Annotated in this window: 10 protein-coding genes; 6 read left to right on the top strand and 4 right to left on the bottom strand. The window is 75.8% G+C overall.

The genetic code is table 11. The features are described from left to right. Positions 1-33 precede the first annotated feature (33 nt). From JE024_RS03665 to JE024_RS03650, 4 genes are all read left to right on the top strand, one after another. On the top strand, positions 34-909 hold the full coding sequence (locus tag JE024_RS03665) for an NAD(P)-dependent oxidoreductase (protein WP_205372177.1): 876 nt from the start codon (positions 34-36) through the stop codon (positions 907-909). Positions 910-1,239: 330 nt separating this feature from the next. Continuing rightward, complete coding sequence (locus JE024_RS03660; protein ID WP_205372176.1) at positions 1,240-3,102, top strand: HSP90 family protein; 1,863 nt, start codon at positions 1,240-1,242, stop codon at positions 3,100-3,102. Beyond that, a complete protein-coding gene (locus tag JE024_RS03655; protein ID WP_205372175.1) occupies positions 3,099-6,086 on the top strand; it encodes a tetratricopeptide repeat protein in 2,988 nt (995 codons plus the stop codon). Before JE024_RS03660 ends, JE024_RS03655 begins: the two co-directional genes overlap by 4 nt. Before the next feature lie 370 nt (positions 6,087-6,456). Beyond that, entirely contained in the window at positions 6,457-8,505 is a 2,049-nt protein-coding gene (locus tag JE024_RS03650; RefSeq protein WP_205376359.1) for an ATP-binding protein, read from the top strand. 246 nt (positions 8,506-8,751) lie between these two features. Here JE024_RS03650 and JE024_RS03645 read toward each other — a convergent pair whose 3' ends face one another. Continuing rightward, positions 8,752-8,967, bottom strand: a complete 216-nt coding sequence (locus tag JE024_RS03645; protein WP_205372174.1) for a hypothetical protein — start codon at positions 8,965-8,967, stop codon at positions 8,752-8,754. 68 nt (positions 8,968-9,035) lie between these two features. Further along, positions 9,036-10,010, bottom strand: coding sequence for a TerC family protein (locus JE024_RS03640; protein WP_205372173.1), 975 nt, complete (start codon positions 10,008-10,010; stop codon positions 9,036-9,038). Positions 10,011-10,304: 294 nt separating this feature from the next. Between JE024_RS03640 and JE024_RS03635 the strand changes: the two genes are divergently transcribed. Continuing rightward, positions 10,305-11,195, top strand: a complete 891-nt coding sequence (locus tag JE024_RS03635) for a DMT family transporter (protein WP_205372172.1) — start codon at positions 10,305-10,307, stop codon at positions 11,193-11,195. A 42-nt stretch (positions 11,196-11,237) separates the two neighbouring features. Here the strand turns inward: JE024_RS03635 and JE024_RS03630 are convergent, their stop codons facing one another. Together JE024_RS03630 and JE024_RS03625 are read right to left on the bottom strand one after the other, a co-directional pair. Continuing rightward, complete coding sequence (locus JE024_RS03630) at positions 11,238-11,534, bottom strand: EF-hand domain-containing protein (protein WP_280521569.1); 297 nt, start codon at positions 11,532-11,534, stop codon at positions 11,238-11,240. Positions 11,535-11,601: 67 nt separating this feature from the next. Next, positions 11,602-12,099, bottom strand: coding sequence for a GNAT family N-acetyltransferase (locus tag JE024_RS03625; RefSeq protein ID WP_205372170.1), 498 nt, complete (start codon positions 12,097-12,099; stop codon positions 11,602-11,604). Positions 12,100-12,207: 108 nt separating this feature from the next. Here JE024_RS03625 and JE024_RS03620 point away from each other — a divergent pair, with 108 nt between their 5' ends. After that, positions 12,208-14,961, top strand: a complete 2,754-nt coding sequence (locus JE024_RS03620; protein WP_244882572.1) for a type 1 periplasmic-binding domain-containing protein — start codon at positions 12,208-12,210, stop codon at positions 14,959-14,961. Positions 14,962-14,970 lie beyond the last annotated feature (9 nt).

Raw genomic sequence — 14,970 nt, 5'->3', positions numbered from 1 at the left:
GGGAATACACGGAATCACGGGAGAGACCCGAACATGACCACCGAAACCAACACCCCGGTCACCGTTCTCGGACTGGGCGCGATGGGCACGGCGCTCGCCGGCGCGCTGGTCGGCGCCGGACACCGGACCACGGTCTGGAACCGCTCGCCGGGCAGGGCCGGGGCGCTCGTGGCGGGCGGCGCGGTCGCCGCCGGCACCGCCGCCGAGGCGATCCGGCCCGGCGGCCCGGTCGTCGTCTGCCTGCTGGACCACGCCTCCGTCCACGAGGTGCTCGACCCGCTGGCGGGCGAGCTGTCGGGCCGGGCGGTCGTCAACCTGACCACGCACTCCCCGGCGCAGTCCCGCGAACTCGGCGCCTGGGCCGCCGCCCACGGCATCGCCTACCTGGACGGCGGCATCATGGCGGTGCCGGCCATGATCGGCGGCCCCGGCGCCGCGCTGCTCTACAGCGGATCGGCGCCGGTGTTCGAGGAGCACCGCGCCCTGCTGGAACTGTGGGGCGACGCCACGTACTTCGGCGACGACGCGGGCATGGCGTCGCTGTACGACCTGGCCCTGCTCGCCGGTATGTACGTGATGTTCGCCGGCTTCCTGCACGGCGCCGCGATGGTCGCCCCGGCCGGTGTGCGGGCGACCGACTTCGCCGCGCTGGCGGCGCCCTGGCTGAGCGCGATGACCGGCGGGTTCCAGGGGTACGCCGAGATCGTCGACGGCGGCGACTACACCGTCCCGGGGCAGCAGAGCCTGGAGTTCTCGGACCTCGGCGACATCCTCGCCGCCGGCGCCGAGCAGGGCGTCGCCGACGACGCCGTCGCCATGGTCCAGCGGCTCATCCGGCGTCAGATCGACGCCGGACACGGCAAGGAGGGCTTCGCCCGGATCTTCGAGAGCATCAGGAACTCCGCCTGACCCCGGCCTCGTACGCGCGGCCCGACCCCGGCCTCGCACCCGCCGCCCGGCCCGGCCCGGCCTCGTACCCGCCGCCCGGCCCGGCCCGGCGCGCCTCACGCGCGCCGGGCCGGCCGGGCGGCTCCGCCGTTCCGGCGCACAAAGCCCTGGGCATTGTCGGTGGGGCTCCCTACCATGGTCATCACCTACCGAGTCCTGCTCGACCTGCGCCTTCGTGTGCTCCGGCCGAGGCCAGGGCCGGGCCCATCGCGCATCGTGAGGGGGGGACCCCGCGATCGCCCGACCCGCTCCCGCGGCCGGTGCCGGCCGTGCGGCAGCCCCCTCATGCCCATGACTCTGCACACGCCCGACGCCGCCGGCGACCCCGCGGTGAACTCCTTCCAGGTGGACCTGCGCGGTCTGGTCGACCTGCTCTCCCACCACCTCTACTCCAGCCCCCGCGTCTACGTCCGCGAACTCCTGCAGAACGCCGTCGACGCCGTCACCGCCCGCCGGTCCCACGATCCCGCCGCCCCGGCGACGATCCGGCTGAGCGCCACCGGCGACGCCGTCGTCATCGAGGACAGCGGCGTCGGTCTCACCGCCGACGAGGTCCACACCCTGCTCGCCACCATCGGCCGCAGCTCCAAGCGGGACTCCCTGGAGAGCGCCCGGGCGGAGTTCCTCGGCCAGTTCGGCATCGGCCTGCTCGCCTGCTTCGTCGTCGCCCGCCAGATCCGCGTCGTGACCCGCTCGGCCCGCGAGCCCGGCGAACCGCCCGTCGAGTGGCTGGCGAACGACGACGGCTCGTACACCGTGCGCACCCTGCCCGACGAGGCCCGCCCCGAGCCGGGCACCACCGTCCGCCTGGAGCCGCGCCCCGGCGCCGAGGAGTGGACGGCCCCCGACCGCGTCGCCCAGCTCGCCGCCGACTACGGCTCCCTCCTGCCGTACGACGTCACCTTCAGCGGCCCCGGCGTCACCGGCCGCCCGCTGACCGACCGGCCGGCCGTCTGGGACCGCGCCCACCCGACGCCCACCGCCCGCCGGGTCGCCCTCGCCGGGCACTGCGCGCGCCAGTTCGGCTTCACCCCGCTCGACTCCATCGACCTCGACCTGCCCGTCGCGGGCGTCCGCGGCGTCGCCTACGTCCTGCCCGAGGCCACCAGCCCCGCCGGCCGCGCAGCCCACCGGGTGTACCTCAAGGGCATGCTGCTCACCGACCGCGCGGACAACCTGCTGCCCGACTGGGCCTTCTTCGTCCGCGTCGTCCTGGACACCGACACCCTGCGCCCCACCGCCTCCCGCGAGAACCTCTACGACGACGAGACCCTCGCCGCCGTACGGGAGGCGCTCGGCGCCCGCATCCGGGACTGGCTCGCCGAGCTCGCCGCCGGCGACCCGGACCGGCTCGCCGCCTTCCTCGGCGTCCACCACCTCGGTGTGAAGTCCATGGCCCGGCACGACCCGGACCTGTTCGCGCTGATGCTGCCCTGGCTGCCGTTCGAGACCACCGACGGCCGCACCACCCTCGACGACTTCGTCCGCGCCCACCCCCGGGTGCACTTCACCCGCACGGTGGAGGAGTTCCGCCAGGTCTCGCCGATCGCCGCCGCGCACGGCCTCGGCGTCGTCAACGGCGGATACACCTACGACGCCGACCTGATCGCCCTGCTCCCGCAGGTCCGGGACGGCGTCACCGTCGGCGAGCTCGACGCCGGAGCCGTCACCGCCCACCTCGACCCGGTCGACCCCGGCCAGGAACTGGCCCTCGCCGGCTTCCTCGCCACGGCCCGGACCAGGCTCGACGCGCTCGGCTGCGACGTCGCCCTGCGCGCCTTCCAGCCCGTCACCGTGCCCGCGCTCTTCCTCGACGACCGCGAGGCCCGGCACGAACGCGACCGCGCCGCGGCCGAGGAGAGCGCCGACAGCCTCTGGACGGACATCCTCGGAGCCCTGCGCGGCTCCGCGCCCCGCGCCCGGCTGGTGCTCAACCACAACAACCCCCTCGTCCGCCGGATCGCGGCCGTCACCGACGCCGAACTCGCCGGCACCGCCGTCGAGTCGCTCTACGGCCAGGCCCTGCTGATGTCCCAGCGCCCGCTGCGCCCCTCGGACGCCTCCCTGCTCAACCGGGCGTTCCTGGGGCTCCTGGAATGGGCCACCCACACCACCACCCCCGCTCCGGCCGCCGCCGAGGAGGACGACAAGTGACCAGCGCCCCCACCCCCGACGAGATCCGCCGTGCCCTGTGGGAGAACAGGTCCGCGCCCAACGGGCCGCTCCGCAACGCGCGCGGCGAGGAGCTGGTCGCCGCGGCGGAGGCGTCCGGCGACCGCGATCTGCTCCGGGCCGCCCTGTTCGGCGTGATCCAGGCCTACGAGTACAGCACCGAACGCGGCAAGATGATGGTCCCGTTCGCGCGGCTGATGCGTGAATGGGACGAGGACCCGTCGGCGTTCGACGCCCACGACACCCACACGTTCCACTGGCTGTTCAAGTGGGTCAGCTCCGGCATGATCACCCTGCCGGAGATGCCGCTGGCCACGATGGAGAAGTGGCTCGCCGAGATGGAGCGCCGCTACCGCACCGCCGGCCACAGCGAACGCGCCGTCCGTCAGGCCGAGTTCGAGCTGGCCGACCATGTCGGCGACACCGCGAGGGCCGCCACCGCCTTCGCCGCCTGGACGGCGGCGGAGCGGGACAGCATGGCCAACTGCCACGCCTGCGAGCTCAACGACCAGGGCACCTACCGGGTGGACCAGGGCGACGACGAGCGGGCCCTGGCCACCTGGGCGCCCGTCCTCGACGGCAGCACCGCCTGCATGGAGGAACCGCACCGCGTCCTCGCGCTCTCGCTGCTGCCGCTCGTCCGCACCGGCCGCCTCGACGAGGCCCGCGCCAACCATCTGCGCGGCTACCGCATGGCCAAGGGCAACGAGAGCCTGCTCGCCTCCGTCGGCAAGCACATCGAGTTCTGCGCCCTGACCGGCAACGAGGCCCGCGGCCTGGAACTGCTGGCCGAGCACGCGGCACACCTCGGCACCGAGGGGGACCCGGGCAACCCCTGGACCAGGCTCCAGCTCTCGGGCGGCGCCCTCGTGCTGCTGCGCCGGCTCGTCGCCCTCGGCCTGGCCGGGCAGCCCGCCGTCCCCTACGAGGGACGCCCGCACACCGTCGGCGAACTCCACGACGCGCTAGCCGCCCTGACCGCCTCGCTCGCCGCCGCCTTCGACCGGCGCAACGGCAACGACGCGGTCTCCTCCTGGCTCCGGCGCCGCCTGGAGGCCGAGCCCCTGACCGACCGGCTGCCGCTCGGCGTCGGCACCGCGCACCCCGTCGTCCGGCCCGTCGCCACTCCCGTGGTGCCCGCGGCCGCGGACATCGCCGGCGAGGACGTCACGGCACTCGTCGCCCGCGCCCGCGAGCTGCGCGCCACCGGGCACCCCGCCACGACGGCCCTGTGGGAGCGCGTCGGCGCCGCCCTGGAGCGCACCGGCACGGAGCCCGACGCACTCCTCGCCGTCGAACTGCGCGAGCACCGCGCCCTGGCGGCCGGACGCGCCGGTGCCCCCGACGCCAGGGCCGGGTTCGAGGAGGTCGCGGCCGGCTTCCGTGCCGCGGGCGAGGAGAGCCGCGCGGCCCTGAACGACCTCCGGACCGTCTACGCAGCCCTCGACGGCGGCGCCGCCCCCGAAGAGGTGCTGGGACTGCTCGACACCGCCGCCGGATCGGCGCGGGCGCTGGACACCGCCCACCCCGAGCGCACCCGGCGGATCGCCACGGCCGAGATGACGGGCGCCAGACTGGCCGTCGTCCTCGCCCCCGACGAGGACGGGCACGAGCACGGGGAGACCCACGCCCGCTTCGAGGCGGCGCTCGCCGCCTTCGTCGAGGAGTACGGGGCCGCGGCCGACGTCAGCGACCTTGTCGCCGAGGCGGAGCAGATCCGCGCCGACCGGGCCTGGCAGACGGGGGACGGCGAGAGCGCGGACGCCCTCTACGCCTCCGCCGTCCGCCGCTGCACCGACGCGGACCGGCCCTGGGACGCGGCCGAACCGCTCACCCGCCGAGCCCAGTTGCGGATGGCCTTCGGGCACCCGGCGGACGCCGAGGAGTTCGCCCGCGAGGCGCTCGTGCTGGGCGCCGAACTCGCCGACCCCGAGCGGCTGGGCAGGATCCGGCTCACCCTCGCCGAGGCCCTGCTCGCCCAGGACGGCAAGGAGGCGGAGGGCGCGGAACACGCCTTGGAGGCCGCGCACTGGTTCGACGAGGCCGGACACTCGGACGGTGCGGGCGCGTTCGCCCGGCTCACCCTCGCCCAGGCGTACGCCGGGGCCGGGCGCTCGGCGGAGGCGGCCGAGGTGCTGGAGTCGGCCCTGCCGGCCCTGCCGGCCCTCGTCGGACACGGCGACGACGCGGCCGTCCGGGCCCGCGACACCCTGGCCCGCTGCCTGCGCGACCTAGGCGACCACCGGGGCGCGGCCGAGCAGTACCTGCTGGCCGCCGACGTGACCAAGGGCTGGGACGACGACCGGCCCCACGCCCAGGCCGCCACCCTCGCCGCCGAGAGCCTCGCGGCCGCCGGGATGACCGGCGAGGCCGTCGCCGCCTACCGCCGCGCCATCGACCTGTGGCGTGCGGTCGGCGAAGCGGTCCTGCTGGCACGGGCGCTGCGCTCGCTCGCCTGGCTGCACGCCGGCGACGGGGAGCCGGAGGCGGCCCGCTCGCTGATGGACGAGGCCCTCGCGGCCGTGGCGGACGGCGACGAGCCGTCCCACCTCCTGGAGCGCGCCCGCACCTGGACGCAGACGGCGGAACTGCTCCTGGACGGCCTCGACGGCGTTGACGAGGACGCCGACGACGACGAGGGCGAAGGGGCGGCGGACGGCCCCGATTCCGACGCGGCCCTCACGGCCGCGATCGCCGCCCGCGAGCACGGCGCGGCCGTCCGCCGGGAGGCCCTCGCCCTGCTCGACCGCGCCGCTCCCGCCTTCGCCGCCCTCGGCGAGCCGGCGCTCGACGAGCGGGTCCGGTGCGTCGTGCGCGCCGCCTGGACGGAGAGCGAGCTCGACCTCCCGGCCGAGGCGGCGGGGCGCGTCCGCGCCCTGATGGCCGACGTCTCCGTCCTGGGCGACGGCCCGGCCGCGGCCCACCTCCCGCGCCTGGAGCGCACCCTGTCCCACCTGTCCGGCTGAGACAGCCCGGCCCGTCCGGTCCCGTCCCCGGCGTCCGCGCCGGGGACGGGGCGACGGACCGGTGCGCTCCGAGGGCCTCGGGCGCCGTGAGCAGAGGCCTCCGCGTGCCCCCGGCGGCTCCGTCCGGAGTGCGGTGTGGTCGCGTGCCGGCCGGTGCTGCCGGGCGGCTGGTGGACCGCCCGTGTCGGGCGGGTGGGGTGCGTGCCGCGGGGCGCCCCGACCCGGCGCGTTCCGGGCGGGTTCCACCGCCGGGGCGACGGCGTCGGACAGCCCCTGCCCCGCACCTGGCCGGCGACGGCCGCGGCTGCGGGGCGCACCGCGCGGTGCCCGGGCGAGTGGCGGGCGGGGTATGGGGCACACTGCACGGGTGGTGCACAGGCAATTACCCCCCGAGACCAACGAGTTCGTGGGCCGCCGGGCCGAGTCGGATAAGCTGGTGCGCGCGCTCGCGGACCACCGGCTGGTGACCGTCGCCGGGCCCGGTGGCGTCGGCAAGACCCGGCTGGCCCTGCGGGCCGCCTCCCTCGTCGACGAGAAGGCCCATCGCGACGGCGTCCGCTGGGCCGATCTCGGCTTCCTCCAGGGGGACCGGCTGCTCGTCGCGACGGTCTCCGACGCGGTCAACCTCTCGCACCACACGCCCCGGATGCCCGCGGACACCCTGTGCGCCTGGCTGGCCCCGCAGGAGACCCTGCTGGTGCTGGACTCCTGCGAACACCTCGTCGGCCCGTGCGCCGACCTCGTCGCCGATCTCCTCACCGCCTGCCCGGGGCTGACCGTGCTCGTCACCAGCCGGCAGCCGCTCGGCCTGCCGGGCGAACAGGTGCTGGAACTCGACCCGTTGCCGGCCGGCGGCCCCGACGCCGCCGAACTCTTCCGCCGGCGCACCGAACACGCCCTGGGCGAACCGCTGCCCGACACCGCGGTTGCCGCGGTCGACGACATCTGCCGCCGGCTGGAGGGCATCCCGCTCGCCATCGAACTCGCCGCGGCCCAGGTCCCCCGCCTCGGCATCGACGGTGTCCGCGACCGGCTCGCCACGCGGTTCGACGTCCTGGAGAGCGACGACCCCGCCCGGCCGCGGCGTCACCGCGCGCTGCGGACCGCCGTCGGCTGGAGCCATGAGCTGTGCGAACCGGCGGAGCGGCTGCTGTGGGCGCGGCTGTCCGTCTTCCGCGGCCCCTTCGACGCGGGCGCGGCGGCCGAGGTGTGCGCGGACGGCCCGCTCGACGCCGCCTCCGTCCCGGCGGTGCTCACGGCGCTGGCCGCCAAGTCCGTCGTCCGCAGGGAGGGCCCCCGGCTGCGGATGCTCGACACCGTGCGCGAGTACGGGAGCATGTGGCTGGACGCGCTGGGGGAGCGCCACACCGTCGCCGACCGTCACGCGGCCCGCTGTCTGCGCCTGGTCCGCCGCGCCCACGCGCAGTGGCTCGGCCCCTCGCAGGCCGACTGGTACGGGCGCATCGCCGCCGTGCACACGGACCTGTGCACGGCGCTGGAACACCTGCTGGAGGCCGATCCGGAGGGCGCGCTGGAACTCGCCGGGACGGTCGGGTTCTTCTGGGCCTGCTGCGGTCATCTGCCCGAGGCGCGCCACTTCGTGGAGTCGGCGCTGGCCCGCTGCCCCGGCACGGGCCCCCACCACGCCCGTGCGCTGTGGGCGCTCGGCGTCGCGCTGACCCTCCAGGGCGAGTACGGCCCGGCGCGCGAGCGCAGCGCGGAGTGCACCCGGGCCGCGCGGCGGTGGGGCGACGTGGAGGACAGGCTGGACGCCGCCTATCTCTCCGGCCTGCTCGGCCTGTTGACCGGCAGCCCCGAAGCCGCCTACCGGGAGGTCGGCGCCGCGCTCGACGAGGCCGGGGACCGGCCGTGGGGCGAGGACGGGTCCGGCGCCTCGGGCGCGCGGGCCCGCTGCCTGCTGGTGCGGGTGTTCGCGCTCACCGCGTCCGGCCGGCTGACGGAGGCGGGCGACGCGGCGCGGGACCTGCGCGCCCGCTGCGGCGACCTGGGCGAGTCCTGGACCCGGGCCTACGTCAACTACCAGCTCGCGCTGATCATGCTGCTCACCGGCGACCCCGGCGCCGCCGCCCGGCACGCGCGGTCCATGCTCATCGGCAAGCGCGGCCTCGGTGACGGTTTCGGTGTCGCCCTCGGCCTCGACGTCCTCGCGGCGGCGCTCGCCGCCCTGGGCGAGGGGGAGCGGGCCGCGCTGGTCAGCGGCACGAGCGAGACGTACTGGAGGGCGGCGGGCCATCCGCAGCGCGGCACCCCCGAACTCGCGCCGCTGCGCCGGGAGTGCGAGCGCAGGGCGCGGGAGGCCGCCGGCGACGCCGCCTACGAGGCGGCGTTCGCCGAGGGCGCGGCGGGCGCGCCCGAGGACGGGCTGGAGGCGGCCCTGCGGATGGCCTCCGCCGTGTAGCGCGCCCCGCGCACGCGCCCGCGCGGGACACGCGTCGGTGCACGAGCCGATGGAGACCGGCTACAACCCGCGCGGGACACGCATCCCGACGCGCCCCTGCGGGGACACCCGCCGCATGCGCCAGCGCGAGGACATGATGCCGCCCGCGCCCGCGACGGAACACGCCCGCGACGGAACACGCCCGCGACGGAACGTCCCCGCGACGGAACGCGCCCCCGCGGGGACGGGTAACCGCGCGGGAGTTGGTCAGGCGTCGCCCTCCTCCGGCGGCGGAGCGGACGTCTTCGCGGGCGGCGCGGGGGCCGCGTCGCGGGAGCAGGCGCTGTTGTCGCAGGGCCCGTCGCTGTACACCGGCACGTAGACGCCCATCGTCTTGTGCCGTTCCACCGTGGCGGGCAGCGGACTGTGGCAGGACGGGCAGAGATGCCCGGACTGCGAGGCCGCCGCGTGCTTGTCGGACATACAGCCACTTTACGCCCGCTTTGCGTGCTTTTGAACTCCCCGTGGCCGGGGAAACGCCGCCCCGGAGCTCAGCGCTCCTCCTCGGCCTCCCGGCCGCCCTCCGGCTCGCCCTCCGGTGGTCGCAGCACACTGAGCGCGACGGAGGCGCCGAGCACCACCACGATCACCGCGAGGCTGACGAGCGAGGGGATTTCCGGGACGGCGGTGCTGAACAGCTCGTGGCTCGCCTGGAGGATCAGCTTCACGCCGATGAAGGAGAGGATCAGCGCCAGGCCCTTGCTCAGGTAGTGGAACCTGTCCAGCAGCCCCGCCAGCATGAAGTACAGGGCCCGCAGACCGAGGATCGCGAAGGCGTTGCTGGTGTAGACGATGAACGCGTCGCTGCTGACCGCCAGTACGGCCGGCACGCTGTCGACGGCGAAGACCAGGTCGGCCGCCTCGATCGCGGCCACCACGGCGAGCAGCGGGGTCGCCACCCGCTTCCCGGCCTCCTTCACGAAGAACTTCGCCCCCGCGTAGTCGTCCGTCACCGGCACGACCCTGCGCAGCGCCCGCACGGCGAAGCTCCTGCCGGGATCGAAGCTCTCCTCCTCGCCCGTGAGGATCTTGTACGTGCTGTAGAAGAGGATCGCGGCGAAGACGAACAGCACGGCGGTGAAGCGGCTGACCACGGCCACACCCGCGGCCAGGAAGATCCCGCGGAAGACCAGCGCCCCGAGGACGCCGAGGAACAGCACCCGGTGCTGGTAGGCGCGCGGGACCTTGAAGTAGGCGAAGATCAGGGCGAAGACGAAGAGGTTGTCGACCGACAGGCTCTTCTCCAGCAGCCACGCCGTCGAGTACTCGACCCCCGCCTGCGTGCCGACCACGGCGAAGACGATCCCGCCGAAGACCAGGGCCAGCCCCACCCACACGCCGCTCCAGGCCGCCGCCTCCCGGAAGCCGATGACATGGGCCTCCCGGTGCGCCAGGAGATCCACCGTCAGCGAGACCAGGACGGTGGCGGCGAAGACGACCCAGAGCCAGAAGGGCACGTCGTGCACGGGGCGGACCTCACAGACGACCGGTGGAACCGGGCTCCCCCTCACCTACGAGTCTGGACGAACGCCCCGGCGTCCGCCCGGCGGACCGGCCGCCGCCCCGCCCCGTGAGTCCCGCGCGTGCCCGGCACACCCCCGTCCCCGGCGCACCCCCGCCCCGGCAATCCTCCCGCCCCGTGCCCGTGCCCGCTGTCGGAGCAATCCGCGGCGCCCGCCCCGCGGCGGCCCATCGTGTACCGGGCGGCCGTCGCCCCCACGGCCGCCGGCCAGGTACCTCGACCCGGGAAGGCCATCACCGTGCATCTGCTGCTGCCGGTCCTGTTCGCACTGCTCGCGGCGCTCAGCAACGCCCTCGCCACCGTGCTCCAGCGCAAGGCGGCGCTGAGCGTGCCCCGGTCGGACGGGCTGCGGGCCGGGCTGCTGCTCGACCTCCTGCACCGGCCCGTGTGGCTGGCCGGGATCGTGGCGGTCGTCGCGGCCGGCGTCTGCCAGGCGGTCGCGCTGGCCACCGGACCGCTGACGATCGTGCAGCCGCTGTTCGTCCTCGAACTGCCGCTGGCCCTGATGATCGCCTCGCTGATGTTCCGCACCGGACTGCCCGCCCGCGCCTGGGCGGCCGTGGCCGCCGTCGTCGTCGGCCTCGCGACCGCGCTGGCGGCGGCCGACCCGTCCGGCAACCGGACGCAGGTGCCGCTGGACCGCTGGATCGTCGCCCTCACCGTGTGCGCGGGCGCCATGGCCCTGCTCGTGGCCGCCGCGCTGCGGCAGCCCGAGGGGCGGGCCCGGGCGGCGTGCCTCGCGTCGGCCACCGCCATCGGCTACGCCGTCACCGCCGCGCTGATGAAGGAGTCGATGCACATCCTCGACGACGACGGCATCGCCGCCTTCCTCACCACCTGGCAGACCTACGGCTTCGCCGCCTTCGGCGCGAGCGCGCTCTTTCTGCTGGAGCACGCCATGCAGGCCGGACCGCTGGTCGCCTCCCAGCCCGCGCTCACCCTCGGCGACGCCACCGTCAGCCTCGCCCTGGGCATCACCCTGTACGAGGAGCACGTTCGCACCGGCTGGTGGGCCGTGCCGCAGGCGTGCGGCGTCGCGCTGGTCGCCGTCGGGGTCTTCGCCCTCGCCCGGACGGAGCTCGCCCGGACATTGGCGGACACCGGTACCCCCGAGCGCGCCACTTCCTGACCGGCGGCCGGGCCCGGGAGGGCGCCGTGCGGCCGGGGCGGGTCAGCTCCAGCCGAACCGGCGGTTCACCACCGAGGCGAACTCCTCAGGCGTCAGCACGGCGTCGCCGTTCTGGTCGGCGGCGTCGAACAGCGCCGAGGAGCCGTCTGCGTCCGTGACGCCCCAGAAGGGCAGATCGCCCGAGGCGGCCAGGGAGGGCCCCTTGGTGCGCAGCGCCGTGATCACCTCGGCCCGGGTCAGCGTCCCGTCGCCGTCGAGGTCGAGCGCGTCGAACAGCTTGCGCGCCTTCTCGCTCACGGTGGTCTCCTGAAGTCCGGGGGCGGTCTCATCGCAGAGGATGACGCGGTCCGCCCCGCTCCGGTTGCCTGCCGTGCGCGTCTTCCCGCCCGCCGCCGCCCGCCGCTGCTCAGCGCGCCGCCGGTCCGGTCACGGCCGGGACCGCTTCACCGGCGGAGGCCGCGTCACGGGAGGGGACGCGGACCATGAACACGTCCACCGCGTCCGAGGATTCGACCGTGAAGCCGTGCCGTGCGTACAGCCGGGCGGCCGGACTGCCCACCAGCACGTTCAGGCGCACGGTGGCGTTCTCGGCGTCGCAGCGCGCCAGCAGCCCGCGCAGCACGGCGGAGCCGACGCCCCGGCCGTGGAGCTCGGGCGCCAGGTAGAAGTGCTCCAGCCAGTAGCCGTCGCCCTCGGGCCGCAGCGCCACACAGCCGAGCAGGGCGCCCGACACCCGGACCGTCCAGGTGTGCGCGGGCACGAACGCGTCGCGCAGGCGCTGCCGCACCCGCCGGTCGTCGTAGCGGCCCAGCCGTTCGAGATCCGGCCGCATCGCCTGCGCCCGTATCCCGGCCAGGGTCTCGACGTCGCCGGCCGACGCCGCGCACAGCTCGAACTCCACCATGATCGCCATCGTAAGGGTCTGCCACAGTCCTGTGACGGGGCGGTTGCGCGGCGTCCGCGCGGGGCACGACCCTTGACGCTCACGTGATCACGTGAAGGGGGAGACGTCATGTCCGCGGGGGAACAGAGCCGGGTGCCGGCCTATCCGGGCGTCGAGAAATTCGTCGACGCCTTCGACACGCTCGTGGTGCAGCCGCGCCGTACCCGCAGCAGGGTGCCGGTGGTGCTGCTCAGCGAGCCGGGCGACGGGCAGGCCGGGCGCCGTATCGTCGCAGGGCTGCGCTCGCGGCTGCGCGGCCGGGAGGGGCGTCTCGCCCCGCACGCCTACCTCGACGGGGCCTCGGCGGACCCGGCCGCGCCGCCGCTCGACCTCTACGAGCAGATCGCCTACCAGCTCGACGCGACCATGCCGCGCGGCACCGGACGGCTGCGGCTGCCCTCGTACCGGCTGCTGCGCGCGGTCGTCACGGCGCCCGCCGTCGAGGGCCTGATGGAGCGGCGCCCCGGCGAACTGCGCGACCACTGCTACGCCGCGCACCGTGAGGTCTCCGGGCTCGCCCGCGGCCTGTGGTGGCTCGGCGGCCGGGACCAGGCCAGTGGCGGGACCCTGCTCGAACTGCTGTGGAACTTCGTGGCGGGCCCGCTCTTCCAGCGCCTGCCGCGCGCCCTGTACGGCCGGCGGGCGGGCCGCCGGATGCTGGGCCGGAGCCGTGCCGGGGGACGGCGCTGGTACGCGGAGTGGGTGCGCCAGCAGCAGGGCACACCGCCGTCCGACTTCTTCCGCTCGGCCGTCGACCTGGTCGGCGGCGGACCGGACGGCGACCCCGAGCAGCTCGACCGCATCCTGGTGCACGCGCTCCTCGCCGATCTGGAGGCCGCGGCCCGCAAGCGGCTCTTCGGTCCGTGGCGCCGGCGGCGCGTCAGCCGCTTCGTGATCCTGGTGGAGGAGGCGGGTCCGGCCGAGTCGAGCCTCCAGCGCTTCCTGCGGGAACTGCGCGCCGCCATGGAGGACCTGCGGTGCACCTCGGTGGTGGCCGTCGCGGCCGGGGTGCGCACGCTCGCCAGCCGGATCCCCGACATCGAGGTGCCCGGACTCGCCGCGGCGGGCGCCGATCTGGCCAACATCGCCCAGCGCGGCACCCCGCCCGGGCGGCCCTCCGGGATGGTGGTGCCCGTCGCCGAGGAGGCCGCGGACGACCAGGCGGCCACCTACTGGCTGGGGCGCTGGCCGACGCTCGCCCCGCCGGCGACCCGGTGGGGGCCCGGCACCGAGGTGGGCGTGGCCGCCGTCGGGGGCCTGCTGGCCCTGGCCGTGGTGGGCGGCCTGGTCACCGGTGTCCCGTTCGACCCGACGGGCCCCGACCCGTGCCTCGGGTCCACGTTCCTCGGCACCGACGGGCAGTGCGTCGGCGTGGCGGAGGGCGCGGCGTCGTTCTCCACCGGCGACAGCGAGCGCGCCGTGCGGGACGTGCTGCAGCGCATCGAGCGACAGAACAAGCAGGTCGAGAGCGAACTCGCGGGCCGCGACGGCGACGACCCGCGGCCCGGCGCCCGGACCGTCGTCTACTTCGGCCCGCTGAGCGGCGGCAAGGACGCCGAGGACCCCGTCCGCGGCGGCACCCTCGCCGAGCTGCGCGGGCTCGCCCTCGCCCAGGCATACGTGAACACCCAGGCGCTGCGCTCGGGCGAGCGCGTCCCGCTGCGCGTCCTCGCCGCGAACGCCGGCGACCGCTTCCGGGACGCGCCCGCCGTCGCCCACCGGATCGTCGAACTGGCCGCCCGGGACCGCTCGATCGTCGGCGTGGTGGGCTTCGGGCAGAGCAGGCGGCGCACCTACGACGCGATCCGCATCTTCGACGCCGCCGGGCTGCCGATGGTCGGCACCTCGGGGACCGCCGACGAACTGCTGCGCCAGGGCGGTCACTACTACCAGACCGCGCCGACCGACACCCGCGCCGGGCGGGTCATGGCGGCGTTCGCCGCGCACGCCCCCATGACGGACGGCGGGCCGGCCGTCCGGGTGCGGCTGGTCGCCGACCCGTCGGACGCGTACAGCGCCAGCCTCGCCTCGGCCTTCCGGGCCGCGTACGGGGCGTCGCGCACCGAGTCGCTGCTGTACACGCCGACGGACTCGCCCGAGCCCTCGGCCCTGCCCGGAGCGCCGTCCGGCACGCAGGTCGCGGCGGTGGAGGACCTGGCCCGCGAGGTGTGCCGGGCCGTCGCCGAGGAGCCGCGCACGGCCGTGGTGTGGGCCGGCCGGGGCAGCCATTTCCAGTTGTTCCTGGAGGAGTTGAGCCGGGACGCCCGGGACTGCCCCCGGCTCGCCGTGCTCGGCGGCGACGACGTCACCAACGCCCTCACCGAGGAGCGGCGCCCCTGGGAGGTCTTCGGCGGCCTGAGCCTGTACTACGTCTCGCACGGCCGCGCCCCGGCCCTGTCCGACGTCAGCGGTGAGGCGGCGGCCTTCCTGGCGGCGTACGACCGCACGTACGCCGGGGACCACGGCAGCCGGACGGGGGCGATGCGGCAGGACGCCCATGTGGCGCTCGCCTGGGACGCGATGCGCTATCTCGCGGAGGGCGTCGACCAGGCGTGGCGCGGCACCGGCGGCCACGACGAGCGGCTGGACCGCAGCCTCCTCCAGGCGGTGCTCTACCAGGGCCTGGGCGGGGGCGGGGTCGACGGCGCCACCGGGCGGATCGAGGCGCACGGCGCCGCGGGCGGCGGGCGGGTGAGCGAGCGGAAGCTGATAGCGGTCGAGCGCGGCGGGGTCGGGGGCGCCCGGACGGTGCTGCTGTGCGGAACGGTCGCGCGCGGCGACGTACGCCGGACCTGGGGGGACGCGGAACACCCCTGTCCATGAGCCGGACGT

The sequence above is a fragment of the Streptomyces zhihengii genome (assembly GCF_016919245.1).
Classification (GTDB): domain Bacteria; phylum Actinomycetota; class Actinomycetes; order Streptomycetales; family Streptomycetaceae; genus Streptomyces; species Streptomyces zhihengii.
The sequence above is the reverse complement of the archived record's forward strand: the minus strand, read 5'-3'. Positions and strand labels throughout refer to the sequence as shown.